This window comes from Streptomyces sp. NPDC015127 (assembly GCF_043080095.1).
Taxonomy (GTDB): domain Bacteria; phylum Actinomycetota; class Actinomycetes; order Streptomycetales; family Streptomycetaceae; genus Streptomyces.
Map to the genome: position 1 here is coordinate 94006 of NZ_JBIBVE010000006.1, position 14497 is coordinate 108502.

General features: G+C 72.7%; 14 protein-coding genes and 1 pseudogene. 8 read left to right on the forward strand and 7 right to left on the reverse strand.

Annotated elements, in window-relative coordinates; genetic code table 11:
* Positions 1–369 precede the first annotated feature (369 nt).
* On the forward strand, positions 370–1752 hold the full coding sequence (locus tag ACF08N_RS13670) for a cysteine desulfurase/sulfurtransferase TusA family protein (protein ID WP_392324774.1): 1383 nt from the start codon (positions 370–372) through the stop codon (positions 1750–1752).
* Positions 1753–1785: 33 nt separating this feature from the next.
* Here the strand turns inward: ACF08N_RS13670 and ACF08N_RS13675 are convergent, their stop codons facing one another.
* Positions 1786–2760: a carbohydrate kinase family protein gene (locus ACF08N_RS13675; RefSeq protein ID WP_392324775.1), complete on the reverse strand. Its 975-nt coding sequence runs from the start codon at positions 2758–2760 to the stop codon at positions 1786–1788.
* 136 nt (positions 2761–2896) lie between these two features.
* Between ACF08N_RS13675 and ACF08N_RS13680 the strand changes: the two genes are divergently transcribed.
* A complete protein-coding gene (locus ACF08N_RS13680; protein WP_392324776.1) occupies positions 2897–3103 on the forward strand; it encodes a hypothetical protein in 207 nt (68 codons plus the stop codon).
* An 88-nt stretch (positions 3104–3191) separates the two neighbouring features.
* Complete coding sequence (locus tag ACF08N_RS13685; RefSeq protein ID WP_392324777.1) at positions 3192–4664, forward strand: hypothetical protein; 1473 nt, start codon at positions 3192–3194, stop codon at positions 4662–4664.
* A gap of 95 nt (positions 4665–4759) precedes the next feature.
* Here the strand turns inward: ACF08N_RS13685 and ACF08N_RS13690 are convergent, their stop codons facing one another.
* Positions 4760–5116, reverse strand: a complete 357-nt coding sequence (locus ACF08N_RS13690; protein ID WP_030745999.1) for an iron-sulfur cluster assembly accessory protein — start codon at positions 5114–5116, stop codon at positions 4760–4762.
* 243 nt (positions 5117–5359) lie between these two features.
* Between ACF08N_RS13690 and nadA the strand changes: the two genes are divergently transcribed.
* Positions 5360–6556, forward strand: a complete 1197-nt coding sequence (nadA, locus tag ACF08N_RS13695; RefSeq protein WP_392324778.1) for a quinolinate synthase NadA — start codon at positions 5360–5362, stop codon at positions 6554–6556.
* Positions 6557–6622: 66 nt separating this feature from the next.
* On the opposite strand, the gene ACF08N_RS13700 is transcribed toward nadA, so the two are convergent.
* The 4 genes and pseudogenes from ACF08N_RS13700 to ACF08N_RS13715 all read right to left on the reverse strand — a co-directional run bounded on the left by ACF08N_RS13700 (position 6623) and on the right by ACF08N_RS13715 (position 9838).
* Positions 6623–7309, reverse strand: a complete 687-nt coding sequence (locus ACF08N_RS13700) for a response regulator (RefSeq protein WP_392324779.1) — start codon at positions 7307–7309, stop codon at positions 6623–6625.
* A complete protein-coding gene (locus ACF08N_RS13705; protein ID WP_392324780.1) occupies positions 7306–8553 on the reverse strand; it encodes a sensor histidine kinase in 1248 nt (415 codons plus the stop codon). The genes ACF08N_RS13700 and ACF08N_RS13705 overlap by 4 nt, the downstream gene beginning before the upstream one ends.
* A gap of 185 nt (positions 8554–8738) precedes the next feature.
* Positions 8739–9011: pseudogene (locus ACF08N_RS13710) on the reverse strand (hypothetical protein); the annotation flags it as partial.
* A gap of 35 nt (positions 9012–9046) precedes the next feature.
* On the reverse strand, positions 9047–9838 hold the full coding sequence (locus tag ACF08N_RS13715; protein WP_392324781.1) for a PspA/IM30 family protein: 792 nt from the start codon (positions 9836–9838) through the stop codon (positions 9047–9049).
* A gap of 282 nt (positions 9839–10120) precedes the next feature.
* On the opposite strand from ACF08N_RS13715, the gene ACF08N_RS13720 reads away from it, so the two are divergent.
* The 3 genes from ACF08N_RS13720 (at position 10121) to ACF08N_RS13730 (ending at position 12682) form a co-directional block, all read left to right on the forward strand.
* Positions 10121–10717, forward strand: a complete 597-nt coding sequence (locus ACF08N_RS13720) for a DUF3043 domain-containing protein (protein ID WP_392324782.1) — start codon at positions 10121–10123, stop codon at positions 10715–10717.
* Between the two features lie 68 nt (positions 10718–10785).
* Positions 10786–11523, forward strand: coding sequence for a class I SAM-dependent methyltransferase (locus ACF08N_RS13725; RefSeq protein WP_392325052.1), 738 nt, complete (start codon positions 10786–10788; stop codon positions 11521–11523).
* Positions 11524–11599: 76 nt separating this feature from the next.
* Complete coding sequence (locus tag ACF08N_RS13730) at positions 11600–12682, forward strand: S1C family serine protease (protein ID WP_392324783.1); 1083 nt, start codon at positions 11600–11602, stop codon at positions 12680–12682.
* Positions 12683–12789: 107 nt separating this feature from the next.
* On the opposite strand, the gene ACF08N_RS13735 is transcribed toward ACF08N_RS13730, so the two are convergent.
* Entirely contained in the window at positions 12790–12993 is a 204-nt protein-coding gene (locus ACF08N_RS13735) for a hypothetical protein (RefSeq protein WP_392324784.1), read from the reverse strand.
* Between the two features lie 92 nt (positions 12994–13085).
* Between ACF08N_RS13735 and ACF08N_RS13740 the strand changes: the two genes are divergently transcribed.
* Positions 13086–14285 (forward strand): bifunctional adenosylcobinamide kinase/adenosylcobinamide-phosphate guanylyltransferase, encoded by a 1200-nt coding sequence (locus ACF08N_RS13740; protein WP_392324785.1) that lies wholly within the window; start codon positions 13086–13088, stop codon positions 14283–14285.
* Positions 14286–14497: the final 212 nt, after the last annotated feature.

The window sequence follows — 14497 nt, forward strand, 5'->3', positions numbered from 1 at the left end:
CCGCGCGACCGGCTGCGGCCGTCTCGCTGGTCGGTCGCCGGCCCTGACGCGGGCAGGGGTTTGGATGTTTATGCGGACCAAACCCTACTGGACGCTATTTGGGGTCGCGCGGGGAGGGTGCCCAACGCGCCGTCCGACACCCCGAAGGGGTGGAAAGCCCGGTCCGGGGGCCCGGAATGCCCCGCTCCGGCCCCGAATCTGACGCCCTCTCTCCTGCCCGGAGCCGACGGGAGGACCGTCCGGAGCCGGCGTGCGGACCGTCGCGGAGCCAGTGTGAGGACCGTCCGGAGCCAGTGTGAGGACCGTCCGGAGCCAGTGTGGGGACCGTCCGGAGGCGGCGCGAGGACCGTCCGGAGTTAGCGTGAGGACGTGCCCTACTTCGATGCCGCATCCTCCGCGCCCCTGCACCCGGTCGCACGTCAGGCCCTCCAGGCCTCGCTCGACGAGGGCTGGGCCGACCCGGCCCGGCTCTACCGCGAGGGGCGGCGGGCGCGGCTGTTGCTGGACGCCGCCCGGGAGGCGGCCGCGGAGGCCGTCGGCTGCCGGCCCGACGAGATCGTCTTCACTCCTTCGGGGACGCACGCACTGCACTCCGGGATCTCCGGGGCGCTCGCCGCGCGTCGGCGTGTCGGCCGCCACCTCGTGGTGTCCTCCGTCGAGCACTCCGCCGTGCTGCACTCGGCGGCCTCGTGGGAGTCGTCGGGCGGGTCGGTGACGGAGGTGGGGGTGGACCGGCTCGGCTCGGTGTCCGCCGACGAGTTCGCCGCCGCCCTCGGGCCCGTGACGGCGCTGGCCTGCCTCCAGTCCGCCAACCACGAGGTGGGCACCGAGCAGCCGGTCGCCGCGGTGGCCGCCGCCTGCCGGGAGGCGGGCGTACCGCTGCTGGTGGACGCGGCGCAGTCCCTGCCGTGGGGGCCGGTGGAGGGCGACTGGTCGCTGCTGGCCGCGAGCGCGCACAAGTGGGGCGGGCCGGCGGGGGTCGGGCTGCTCGCGGTGCGCAAGGGTGTCCGGTTCGCCCCGCAGGGCCCCGCCGACGAGCGGGAGTCGGGGCGCGCGCCGGGCTTCGAGAACATCCCCGCGATCGTGGCGGCGGCGGCGTCGCTGCGCGCGGTCCGCGCGGAGGCGGCGGAACAGGCGGTACGCCTGCGGGCCCTGGTGGACCAGATCCGCACGCGGGTGCCGGAGCTGGTGCCGGACGTGGAGGTGGTGGGCGACCCGGTGCGGCGGCTGCCCCACCTGGTGACGTTCTCCTGTCTCTATGTCGACGGGGAGACAGTGCTGCACGAGCTGGACCGGGAGGGCTACTCGGTGTCGTCCGGTTCGTCGTGCACGAGCAGCACGCTGACGCCGAGCCATGTGCTGCGGGCGATGGGGGTGCTGTCGGAGGGGAACGTCCGGGTGTCGCTGCCGCTCGGTACGACGGCTTCGGACGTGGACGCCTTCCTGGAGGTGCTGCCGCGGGTGGTGTCGTCGGTCCGCGAGCGGCTCGGCGCGCCGGAGCCCTCCGTGGAGCCGTCCGGCAAGGGCTCGTCACTCGTCGTGGACGCGCTGGGCAGGAGGTGCCCGATCCCGGTCATCGAGCTGGCGAAGGTGATCGGCGACGTGCCGGTCGGCGCGACGGTCACGGTGCTCTCGGACGACGAGGCGGCCCGGCTGGACATCCCGGCGTGGTGCGGGATGAGGGGCCAGGAGTACGTGGGGGAACAGGCGGCGGAGCGCGGGGTCGCGTACGTGGTGCGTCGGCTGGTGTAGGGACCCCGCCGGACCGGCGGGGTCCCCTGAGCATCAGGACAGGTGGGCGTGGACCTCGGAGGCCGCGTCGTGGCCGTACGCCTTGGTGAAGCGGTCCATGAAGTGCGCACGCCGCAGCGTGTACTCCTGCGTGCCCAGCGTCTCGATCACGAGCGTCGCCAGCATGCAGCCCACCTGCGCCGCCCGCTCATGGCCCACGCCCCACGACAGGCCCGACAGGAAGCCGGCCCGGAAGGCGTCGCCGACGCCCGTCGGGTCGACCTTGGCCTCCTCCTCCGGGCAGCCGACCTCGATGATCTCCTCGCCCGCCGCCTCGATGCGCACACCCCGCGAGCCGAGGGTGGTGACCCGGTGGCCGACGCGGGCCAGGATCTCCTCGTCGGTCCAGCCGGTCTTGGACTCGATGAGGCCCTTCTCGTACTCGTTGGAGAAGAGGTACGCGGCACCGTCCAGCAGTATCCGGATCTCGTCGCCGTCCATGCGCGCGATCTGCTGCGAGAAGTCCGCGGCGAACGGGATGGCGCGGGAGCGGCACTCCTCGGTGTGGCGCAGCATCGCCTCGGGGTCGTCCGCGCCGATCAGGACGAGGTCCAGGCCGCCGACCCGGTCGGCCACGGACTTGAGCTCGATCTGGCGGGCCTCGCTCATCGCGCCCGTGTAGAAGGAGCCGATCTGGTTGTGGTCCGCGTCGGTGGTGCACACGAAGCGGGCGGTGTGCAGGACCTCGGAGATGCGCACCGACGCGGTGTCCACGCCGTGGCGGTCGAGCCAGGCACGGTACTCGTCGAAGTCCGAGCCGGCGGCGCCGACGAGGATCGGACCGGTGCCCAGCTGGCCCATGCCGAAGCAGATGTTCGCCGCGACACCACCCCTGCGGACATCGAGGTTGTCGACGAGGAAGGACAGGGAGACCGTGTGCAACTGGTCCGCGACCAACTGGTCGGCGAAACGGCCGGGGAAGGTCATGAGATGGTCAGTGGCGATGGAGCCGGTGACTGCGATACGCACGGTGAGGCGCTCCTGGGGCGGTTGGCCGGGTTGGCGGTGCCCGTCCACGCTACCGGGTTCCGCACCCCTGCCACGTGCGGAAACTACCCGATAGTAGGGCTTTTTTCCGTCAGCCCCCGGTGCGTACGGTGCCGCTATGACCAAGCACATCGCCGCGCGCGAGTCGCGGGAGTCCGAGATGAGTCTCGACCAGCTGCGCGGCGACTGCGCGCGCATGGCACCGCACTGGGTCGTCCCCGCGGAGACGGCGCCCGCGCCGGTGCACCACTCGCTCATCCACGGGGTCGTCGTGCCGCCGGCCTCGGCCCGGCTCGTGGACGCGATGTCCGACTACGGCGACTGAGCCGAGCGACGCGAGGGAACCACACGCTCCCCCGCTCCGTCCCATCCGTGCCCTCCGCAGCAGGAGGCACGAGACAAGGAGCGATGCGGTGAGCAGCACGGACAAGACGCACGACAGCCCTCGCCACCGGCGTTCCCCGCTCGTCGTCGCCTCGGTGGCGGCGGCGGTGCTGGTCGCCGGCGGAGGCGGGGCGTACGTCGCGACCGCCGGACTGGGCGGCGGCACGGACACGGCGGCCGACGCGAAGAACGGCGCCGACGGGCCCGCTCCGCTGCTCTCCCTGGACGCGCCGGGCGGCGCCGACGGGAGTACGGGCTCCATCGCTCCGGGCGAGCCCGACCCGAACGGCGGCGGAGTCGTCTACCGGGCCGCGGACGATCTGCCGGAGGGGCCCGAGCGGGCCGCCGTGCACCGGGCGGCCGGCTCGGTGACGGAGTCCGAGGTCGCGCGTCTGGCGAAGGCGCTCGGTGTGGCGGGTTCGCCGCAGCTGGTCGGTGCCGCCTGGAAGATCGGGGCGGACAAGGACGGTTCGGGCCCCATGCTCCAGGTGAACAAGGACGCTCCGGGCACCTGGACGTTCGCCCGTTACGGGGCTTCGCCCGGCGGCGACAACTGCCTGAAGGGCAAGGACTGTCCGGCCGGCGGCTCCGTCGCGCCGGACGAGCCCGGCCCGGCGGTCGACGAGGCGGCCGCGAAGAAGGCGGCGGCACCGGTGCTGGCCGCGGTCGGCCAGGACGACGCGAAGCTCGACGCCCGGCAGCTGATGGGCGCAGTACGGGTGGTGAACGCCGACCCGGTCGTGGGCGGCCTGCCCACGTACGGCTGGACCACCGGCATCCAGGTCGGCGCGGACGGCCAGGTGGTCGGCGGCAGCGGGCAGCTGAAGAAGCCCGTGAAGTCCCACAGCTATCCGGTGATCTCCGCCGACGAGGCGGTGAAGGCGCTGAACGAGGCCGGGAAGGGCGGCGGCCCGATCGGCATCGGCGGCTGCGCGACGCCCGTACCGCACGAGGACAAGGCCCGGGAGGGCGAGCAGCGGCCCTCCGCGCCGTGCGAGCCGGCGAGCGGCACTCCGGCACCGGAGGTGCTGACGATCGAGAAGGCCGTCTTCGGTCTGGCCGCGCAGTACGTGGACGGGCGGCAGGCGCTGGTGCCGTCCTGGCTGTTCCAGGTGGCGGCGAAGGGTCAGGCCGATCCGTTCACGGTCACGCATCCCGCGGTGGAGCCGGCGTATCTCAAGCCCGCGGAGCCGCCGCAGAAGGACGTCACTCCGACCGACCCGGAGAAGAAGGTGCCCTCCCCGCCGGCCATCTCGTACAGCGCCGAGGGCAGGACGCTGAAGGTGACGTTCTGGGGCGGGGTGTGCAGCGACTACGAGGCGCGGGCGACCGAGAGCGCCGATCAGGTGACGGTCGAGATCGTCGAGCCGAATCCGGACCCGGACCGGGTGTGCATCGCCATGGCCAAGGAGCTCACGGAGTCGGTGACGCTGGACGCGCCCCTGGACGGCCGGAAGGTCGTGGACGCGAGCACGGGCAAGGCACTGCCCCGCAAGGGATAGCAGCGCCCGCACACGCCGAAGGCGGCGGTCCCGGGATCGGGGCCGCCGCCTTTCGCCGTGCTTCGCCGGGCTTCGGCGTGCGAGGCGGGGTCGTCTCAGCTGAACGAGTCGCCGCAGGCGCAGGAGCCCGTCGCGTTCGGGTTGTCGATGGTGAAGCCCTGCTTCTCGATGGTGTCGACGAAGTCGATCGACGCACCGCCCAGGTACGGGGCGCTCATGCGGTCGGTGACGACCTTGACGCCGCCGAAGTCCTTGACGACGTCGCCGTCCAGCGAACGCTCGTCGAAGAACAGCTGGTAACGCAGACCGGAGCAGCCGCCGGGCTGAACCGCGACGCGCAGGGCCAGGTCGTCACGGCCTTCCTGGTCCAGCAGGGCCTTGACCTTGGCCGCGGCGGCGTCGGACAGGAGGATGCCGTCGCTCACGGTGGTGGTCTCGTCCGATACGGACATCTGCTTCTCTCCCGGGTAGTACGGAGACTGCTTGCCGACGGGTGCAACCGGCCGGGTCCCGGATTCATTCCGGGCGAGCCCTAGTCTTTCCCTTTCATGCTCGCACACCTGGTCGGCGCAAGGCACCGGCCTGTGGACAGGGGGTGCGTCACATCGACGCTATGGCCATCGTCAAAGTGACGTGAAGCGGTTATGATAGATAGCGTCAAATAGACGAGAAGCCCTCTGTCAGACGAAGAAAGGGTGCGTGTCGTGACCACCGCCCCAACCCGCCCCGAGCTCGACGTCCAGCCGACGCCGCTCGCCCTGCTGCTGCTCGGCCGCGAGGCCGACCCCCGCAGCGAGCGCGGAGTCGAGTGCCCCGGCGACCTGCCCTCGCCGTCCGATCCGGACCTGGTGGAGCGCGCCCGCGCGGCCAAGGAGAAGCTCGGCAGCAAGGTCTTCGTCCTGGGCCACCACTACCAGCGTGACGAGGTCATCCAGTTCGCGGACGTCACCGGCGACTCCTTCAAGCTGGCCAAGGACGCCGCGGCGCGGCCGGAGGCCGAGTACATCGTCTTCTGCGGTGTGCACTTCATGGCCGAGTCGGCGGACATCCTGACCTCCGACGATCAGAAGGTCGTGCTGCCCGACCTGGCGGCCGGCTGCTCGATGGCCGACATGGCCACGGCCGAACAGGTCGCCGAGTGCTGGGACGTGCTGACGGAGGCGGGCATCGCCGAGCAGGTCGTGCCCGTCTCGTACATGAACTCCTCCGCGGACATCAAGGCGTTCACCGGCAAGCACGGCGGCACGATCTGCACGTCGTCGAACGCGAAGCGGGCGCTGGACTGGGCCTTCGAGCAGGGGGAGAAGGTCCTGTTCCTGCCGGACCAGCACCTGGGCCGCAACACGGCCGTCCGCGACATGGGCATGTCGCTGGACGACTGCGTGGTCTACAACCCGCACAAGCCGGGCGGCGGGCTGACGGCCGAGCAGCTGCGAAACGCGAAGATGATCCTGTGGCGCGGGCACTGCTCGGTGCACGGCCGCTTCTCGCTGGACTCGGTCGACGACGTGCGTGAGCGGATCCCGGGCGTGAACGTGCTGGTGCACCCGGAGTGCAAGCACGAGGTCGTCGCGGCCGCGGACTACGTGGGCTCGACCGAGTACATCATCAAGACGCTGGAGGCGGCGCCGGCCGGCTCGAAGTGGGCCATCGGCACGGAGCTGAACCTGGTCCGCCGCCTGGCGAATCGTTTCGCGGACGAGGGCAAGGAGATCGTCTTCCTCGACAAGACGGTCTGCTTCTGCTCCACGATGAACCGCATCGACCTGCCGCACCTGGTGTGGGCGCTGGAGTCGCTGGCCGAGGGGAACCTGGTCAACCGCATCCAGGTCGACAAGGAGACGGAGAGCTTCGCGAAGCTGGCGCTGGAGCGGATGCTGGCGCTGCCGTAGCCGTTCCGCACCGTACGCCGAGGGGCGCCCCACCGGACGGTGGGGCGCCCCTCGGCGTACGGCGGGCTACTCCGCCCTCGGACGTACCAGTCCGGACTCGTACGCCGTGACCACCAGCTGGGCCCGGTCGCGGGCGCCGAGCTTGGCCATCGCCCGGTTCACATGGGTCTTGACGGTGAGCGGGCTGACCTCGAGGCGGTCGGCGATCTCGTCGTTGGAGTGCCCGCCGGCGACCAGCACCAGCACCTCGCGCTCGCGGCCGGTGAGCGCGGACAGCCGCTCCGTGTACACGCCGGGTTCGGCCGGGTTGTCCGAACGGCCGCCCTGGGCGAGGAACTTGGCGATCAGCCCCTTGGTCGCCGCCGGGGACAGCAGCGCCTCTCCGGCGGCGGCGACACGGATGGCGTTGAGCAGTTCCTCGGGCTCGGCGCCCTTGCCGAGGAAGCCGGAGGCACCGGCGCGCAGCGACTGGACGACGTACTCGTCCACCTCGAAGGTCGTCAGCATGACCACCCGTACGTGCGACAGATCGGGGTCCGCACTGATCATGCGGGTGGCGGCGAGCCCGTCCGTGCCCGGCATCCGGATGTCCATCAGAACGACGTCGGCGCGTGCGGTCCGCGTCAGGGCGACAGCCTGCTCGCCGTCGGCGGCCTCGGCGACGACCTCCATGTCCGGCTCGGAGTCCACGAGGACCTTGAACGCGCTGCGCAGCAGCGTCTGGTCGTCGGCGAGCAGCACCCTGATGGTCATCGGTCCTCCCCCGCGCGGGCGGCCCGCGCATTCAGGGGCAGTATCGCCTGCACCCGGAAGCCGCCCCCGTAGCGGGGGCCCGCGGTCAGGGTGCCGCCGAGCGCGATGACCCGCTCGCGCATACCGATCAGCCCGTGGCCGCCGCCGTCCGACGGGCCCGTGCCATCGGACGGGCCCGGGAGGTCGGCGCCGTTGTCGATGACGGTCACCTCCAGCGTGGCGCCGACGCGCACCACGCTCACCTCGGCCTTCGCGTCCGGGCCCGCGTGCTTCTGCACATTGGTCAGCGACTCCTGGATGATCCGGTACGCGGCCAGGTCCACGGCCGCGGGCGGGGCGGCGTCGTCGTCGGCGCGGGCGACCTCGACGGGCAGGCCCGCCTGGCGGAAGGTGACGACCAGCTGGTCGAGGACCGCGAGGCCCGGGGCCGGTTCGGTGGGTGCCTCGGGGTCGCCGGACTGGCGCAGCAGCCCGACGGTGGCGCGCAGTTCGTTGAGGGCGGAGCGGCTGGCCTCGCGGACATGGGCGAGGGCTTCCTTGGCCTGGTCGGGCCGTTTGTCCATGACGTGGGCGGCGACGCCGGCCTGCACGTTGACCAGGGCGATGTGGTGGGCGACGACGTCGTGCAGATCGCGGGCGATGCGCAGCCGCTCCTCGGCGACGCGGCGCCCGGCCTCCTCCTCACGGGTCCGCTCGGCGCGCTCGGCCCGCTCCCGTATGGCGTCGACGAAGGCGCGGCGGCTGCGGACCGCGTCGCCCGCGGCGGCGGCCATGCCGGTCCAGGCGAAGATGCCGAGGTTCTCCTGGGTGTACCAGGGCGTGGAGCCGAAGGACATCGCGGCGCCGGTCAGTACGGCCATCGTCAGCAGCCCGACGCGCCAGGTCGTGGGCCGGTCGGTGGTGGAGGCGACGGTGTACAGGGCGATGACGGCGCTCATGGCGACGGGCGCGGCGGGGTCGCCGACCACGAGCTCGACGACGGACACGAGACCGGTCACCCCGAGCACGGCCATCGGTTCGCGCCGCCTGAAGACGAGGGCGCCCGCGGCGACGACCATCAGGACGGCGCTGCGGAGCTCGGGCGTGCGGGTGCCGAAGGTGGGGCCGTGGGGTCCGTGCGGGTCGGCGAAGGAGCCGGTGACCATGCAGGCGAGCACGGCGACGGCGAGCGCGGCGTCGAACGCGAGCGGGTGGGCGCGCAGCCAGTGCTGGGTCCGGGAGACCCGATCGGCGAGTGAGGTCACGTCCAGTTACGTTACGGGGTGCGCGGCGGAGGCGGACCGGCCGCGCGAAGCCGCTCCCCCCGTGGGCCGGCATAGGGCCCCCGGGCAGGAGGGCGCAGGGGGAGGAGTCCCCGTCAGTCCGGTGGCTCGACGGGCTCCGGGTTCTCGGCGGGGGCCGTGCGGGAGGATTCCGGTTCCGTGGCCGCCGGGATCAGGCCGTCCTCGCCCAGCAGCTCGCGGACCTCCTCCAGAGTCGCGTCCGGCGCGGGGAGGATCAGCTCGGACGGCTCCAGGGAAGCGTCGGGCAGCGGCCGGCCGAGCTCGCGGACCTTTTCGAGCAGCGCGTGCAGGGTGCGGCGGAAGCCGGTGCCGTCGCCGCTCTCCATCTCCGCGAGCAGCTCGTCGTCGAGCTTGTTCAGCTCCGGGAAGTGGCTGTCCGCCACCTCCAGCTGCCCCTCCCCCATGATCCGTACGATCATGACGAGTCCTTTACCTCGTGCGGGTACCTGCGGGACTACTGCTTGTCGAACTTCGGCGAGTTCTGCTGCTGCGCGGCGTCCTGCCGGCCCGCGCCGCCCTCGATCGCCTGCTGCGACGCCGAACCGCCGGCCAGCTCGGCCTTCATCCGCTGGAGCTCCAGCTCGACGTCCGTGCCGCCGGAGAGGCGGTCGAGCTCTGCCTGGATGTCGTCCTTCGCCAGGCCCGACTGGTCGTCGAGAGCACCGGAGGCCAGCAGCTCGTCGATCGCACCCGCCCTAGCCTGGAGCTGCGCGGTCTTGTCCTCGGCGCGCTGGATGGCGACGCCGACGTCGCTCATCTCCTCCGAGATGCCGGAGAAGGACTCCGCGATCCGGGTCTGCGCCTGGGCCGCCGTGTACGTCGCCTTGATCGTCTCCTTCTTCGTACGGAAGGCGTCGACCTTGGCCTGCAGCCGCTGCGCGGCGAGCGTGAGCTTCTCCTCCTCGCCCTGCAGGGTCTGGTGCTGGGTCTCCAGGTCCGTGACCTGCTGCTGGAGCGCCGCGCGGCGGGAGAGCGCCTCGCGTGCCAGGTCCTCGCGTCCCAGCGCCAGCGCCTTGCGGCCCTGGTCCTCCAGCTTGGCGGACTGGCCCTGGAGCTGGTTCAGCTGGAGCTCCAGGCGCTTGCGGGACGTCGCGACGTCCGCGACTCCACGGCGTACCTTCTGGAGCAGCTCCAGCTGCTTCTGGTACGAGTAATCGAGGGTTTCGCGCGGGTCCTCGGCCCGGTCAAGGGCCTTGTTCGCCTTCGCGCGGAAGATCATCCCCATACGCTTCATGACACCGCTCATGGGCTTCGCGCGCCCCCTTCTGACGGACTCGGCTTCCACCACTCCAACAGAACCCACAGTACGGGCCCTGCAACCATTACCGCACTGTTCGAGCGCGGATGCGCTCCTCCCCAAGGACGACTGCGGACGACTCCGATCCGGCCCAGGGAGTAGGTGATCGTCAGGGACCCGCCACCGGGCGTCCGCTCTGTGGCGCTTGTGTCCATTAGGGACGCACGCCGTTGCGGGATCGTTCCCCGCCGGGGTGGGGTCCATGCCTGGCACCCCGTACCCTTGGGCTTTGTGTTCCGTAGCCGTTCCAAGGACGAGAAGGCCCCCACCGAAAAGGTGACGGCGGACCTCTCCAAGCAGCCCCGCGACCCCGAGGCCCCCAAGGGCCGCCCGACACCGAAGCGCGCCGAGGCCCAGGGCCAGCGGCGCCGTGCGTCCACCCCACCGCAGGACCGCAAGGAGGCGATGAAGCGCCAGCGCGAGACCCGCCGTGCGGAGCTGGCCAAGCAGCGCGAGGCCCTCGCCAGCGGTGACGAGCGCTACCTGCCGGCCCGTGACAAGGGTCCCGTGCGGCGCTTCGTGCGCGACTTCGTCGACTCCCGCTTCTGCATCGCCGAGTTCTTCCTGCCGCTCGCGGTGGTCATCCTCGTACTGAGCATGATCCGCGTCGCGCAGTTGCAGAACATCGCGCTGCTGCTGTGGCTCGGCGTGATCGTGCTCATCGTCATCGACTCGATCGGTCTGGCGATCCGCCTGAAGAAGCAGCTGCGCGAGCGCTTCCCGCACGAGGCGAAGCGCGGCGCCGTCGCGTACGGCCTGATGCGTACGCTCCAGATGCGCCGGCTGCGTCTGCCCAAGCCGCAGGTCAAGCGCGGAGAGCGACCCTGAGCACGCACTCCGCCGAGCCCTCCGGTTTTTCCGGGGCGTCGGCCGAGTGGCTCGCGGGTGCCGGCGGACTGCGCAACACCGTCCGCCAGGAACTCGTCGCGCGTCAGCTGGAGGAGCAGATCTCCGCCCGCTACCCGGTCGGGCAGCGGCTGAGGGTGCTCGACGTGGGCATGGGCCAGGGCACGCAGGCCCTGCGGCTCGCGCGGGCCGGGCACACGGTCACGGGCCTGGAGTCGGACGCGGTCATGCTGAAGGCGGCGCGTGACGCGCTGGCCGGCGAACCGGCCGGGATCCGCGAGCGGGTCCGGCTGATCGAGGGCGACGGACGCGACACCGGCGTGCACTTCCTGCCCGGCAGCTTCGACGTGGTGCTCTGCCACGGCGTCCTGATGTACGTCGCCGAGCCGGACGCGATGCTCGCGGGCCTCGCTCGCATGCTGGCGCCGGGCGGCCTGCTGTCCCTCCTCGTGCGCAACGGGGACGCCCTGGCGATGCGGCCGGGTCTCGCCGGTGACTGGCCCGCGGCCCAGTGCGCGTTCGACACGGACATGTACACGAACCGGCTCGGGCTGACCGTACGGGCCGACCGGCTGGCCGCGCTGAGCGAGACGCTCGAGGGGATCAACGCCCCGCTGCACGCGTGGTACGGGGTGCGGGTCTTCACGGACAACGTCGGCAACGACGTCGAACTGCCCGCGGCGGAGGAGCTCCAGCGGCTGCTGGCCGTGGAGGAACGCGCGGGTCGTACCGATCCCTACCGGCGGGTGGCGGCACTGCTGCACCTGTGCGGAGTGCGGCGGGCCTGAGGGGCCGGGGCCCACCGGCCCCTGATCGGCGGCGCCCGACAGGCACCCGCCATGGGGCAAAAGGGATACTCCGGGCATGAGCGCATCCCCGCACCGCCGTACGCCCCGCCGCCGTCCACTGCCCGTCACGGCCGCGCTCTGCGCGGCCGTTCTCGTCGCCGGCTGCTCGCAGGCACCGTCGCCGCAGCCGTCCGCGCCGTCGACCGCGGCCGCGCGCGCTCTGGCGCCGACGGCCGCGAACGAGCTGGAGGACGACTACCGGGCCGTCATCGGGAACGTGCTGCCGTCGGTCGTGCAGATCGAGGCGGGCGAGAGCCTCGGCTCCGGGGTCGTCTACGACGACAAGGGACACATCGTCACCAACGCGCATGTCGTGGGCGACGCCGAGTCGTTCCGGGTGACGCTGGCGACGGGCGAGGCGCCCGTCACGGCGCGGCTGGTCTTCTCGTATCCGGAACAGGACCTCGCGGTCATCCGGCTGGAGTCCGTGCCCGACGGGCTGAAGGCGGCGAAGTTCGGCGACTCGTCCACGGTCGCGGTCGGCCAGATCGTGCTCGCCATGGGGTCGCCGCTGGGGCTGTCCAGCAGCGTCACGCAGGGCATCGTCTCGGCCGTGGGCCGCACGGTGAGCGAGAGCGACCAGGACGGCGGGACCGGGGCGACCATCGGCAACATGGTGCAGACCTCGGCCGCGATCAACCCGGGCAACAGCGGGGGCGCCCTGGTCAATCTGGACAGCGAGGTCATCGGCATCCCGACGCTCGCCGCGACGGACCCCTCGCTGGGTCAGGGCGCGGCGCCCGGCATCGGCTTCGCGATCCCGGTGTCGATGGTGCGTACGGTCGCCGACCAGATCATCAGGACGGGCCGGGTCACGGACTCCGGCCGGGCGGCGCTCGGCATCACGGGCCGTACGTTCCTCGACGCCGGCTACAACCCGGCAGGCGTGGTGGTGGTCGAGGTCATGGAGGGCGGCGCCGCGGAGAAGGCCGGGCTGCGGGCGCGCGACATCATCAGGAAGCTGGGGAACGCGGAGATCACGACGATCACGTCGCTGGCGGAGGCGCTGGCGTCGCGGCGGCCGGGCGACGAGGTGACGGTGACGTACGAGCGGGGCGGGTCGGAGCGCACGGCTCGGATCACGCTGGGCGAGATCTGAGGCCCCGGCGGGCCGGGGGCCGTCGCGCCCGGGGTACGTGCGGGCCGGGGTACGTGCGGGCCGGGCCACGCGCGTGGCCCGGCCCGGTGTGGGGCGTACGCCCGGGGCTACGACGCGTGGAGGCTCATCGGGCCGTAGATCTTCGCCCCGTCCTCCGACAGCACCACCTGGTCCGCCCCGCCCTCCTGGAGCTCCTTCCAGTGCTCACCGATCCACGACTCGGCGTCGCCCTGGGTGGTGAACTCCTCCGGCTCCACGGCCGGAGGCACCTCCGTACCGTCGGACTTCTCGAACCGCCACGTCCATGCCATGTGCGCCTCCGGGTCCCTGGCAGCTGATCAGTTTGCTGCCCGCAGCGTAGCCGGGCGCGCACCCGCTGCGGGGACGCGGGAGGATCAGGGGCGTGGAACTGACTCTGCTCGGCACCGGCGCGCCCGCCGGACTCCCCCGCTCCGACTGCCCCTGTGCCGTGTGCGCGACCGCTCGCGGCGCCGAGGCGCGGGCCGCCACCGCCCTCCTCGTGGACGGGGCGCTGCTGCTCGACCTCACGCCGGGCGCCGCGCTGGCGGCTGCGCGGGCGGGGCATTCGCTCGTCGGCGTACGCCAGGTACTGCTGACCCACCCGCACGACGGGCCCGCGGTCGACCTCCCGGCCGGGCTGCCGGCGGCCGGCCGGGTCCCGGACGGGCGCGAGCTGACGCTGATCAGCGGGCACCGGGTGCGGGCGGTGTCGGTCGACCACCCGGGGACGGGGTACGAGGTGACGTCGCCGGAGGGCGAGCGCCTGCTGTACCTGCCGCCGGGCGCGGCACCGGCCGGCCTGGCGGAGGGGCTCGCGGCGTACGAGATGGTCGTCGCCGACGTCGTCGGGCGGCCCGACGCGGTGGCGCGGCTGCGGGCCGCGGGGGCGATCGGGTCCACGACCGACGTGATCGCGGCCCATCTGGACCACGACGTGCCCGGCGGTCCCGAGCTGGCGCGGCGGCTCGCAGCCGCGGGGGCGCGGGCGGTGCCGGACGGGACGACGCTGATCGTCGGCGAGTACCACGCCGTCCCGGACGTGCCCCGGCGCACGCTGGTGACCGGCGGGGCCCGTTCGGGCAAGTCGCTGGAGGCGGAGCGGCGGCTGGAGGCGTTTCCGGACGTGCTGTACGTCGCGACCGGCGGGCGCCGCGACGGCGACGCGGAGTGGGCGGCGCGGGTGGCGGCGCACCGCGAGCGGCGGCCCGGCTCGTGGCGTACGACCGAGACATGCGACCTGGTGCCGCTGCTCGGCGAGGACGGGCCGCCGCTGCTGATCGACTGTCTGTCGCTGTGGCTGACCGACGCGATGGACCGTGCGGACGCGTGGGACGACGCGAAGTGGGCGGCGCAGGGCGAGCGGACGCTGCGCGCGCGGACGGCCGAACTGGTCGCTGCGGTGCGGGAGACGGGGCGCACGGTGGTGGCGGTCACGAACGAGGCGGGCTCGGGCGTGGTCCCGGCGACGTCGTCGGGGCGCCGCTTCCGTGACGAACTGGGGCGCCTGAACGCGGCGTTCGCGGCGGAGTGCGAGCACGTGCTGCTGGTGGTGGCGGGCCAGGCGCTTCCGCTGCGCGGCTGAGGGGTGCGTCGCCCGCGGGTGCGCGTGTGGCCGGGGGTCGTGTGGTGCGTCGGCGTCGGGGGCGCGTGGGGGCCCAAGGCGGGCGAACCGGTTCGCACGGCGGTCCCGCGGGGCTCTGCCCCGGACCCCGCGCCTCAATCGCCGGCGAGGCTGGAGTTGCCCGGACGCCGAGCGAGGCCGGAGTGGGCCCCACGGCGACCGGCCGGAGTCGC

Excerpts from the sequence above, each read along its gene's own strand:
- ACF08N_RS13680 (WP_392324776.1), top strand. The coding sequence starts at position 2,897 with ATGACCAAGCACATCGCCGCGCGCGAGTCGCGGGAGTCCGAGATGAGT.
- ACF08N_RS13690 (WP_030745999.1), bottom strand. The coding sequence starts at position 5,116 with ATGTCCGTATCGGACGAGACCACCACCGTGAGCGACGGCATCCTCCTG.
- ACF08N_RS13700 (WP_392324779.1), bottom strand. The coding sequence starts at position 7,309 with ATGACCATCAGGGTGCTGCTCGCCGACGACCAGACGCTGCTGCGCAGC.
- ACF08N_RS13715 (WP_392324781.1), bottom strand. The coding sequence starts at position 9,838 with ATGAGCGGTGTCATGAAGCGTATGGGGATGATCTTCCGCGCGAAGGCG.
- ACF08N_RS13730 (WP_392324783.1), top strand. The coding sequence starts at position 11,600 with ATGAGCGCATCCCCGCACCGCCGTACGCCCCGCCGCCGTCCACTGCCC.
- ACF08N_RS13735 (WP_392324784.1), bottom strand. The coding sequence starts at position 12,993 with ATGGCATGGACGTGGCGGTTCGAGAAGTCCGACGGTACGGAGGTGCCT.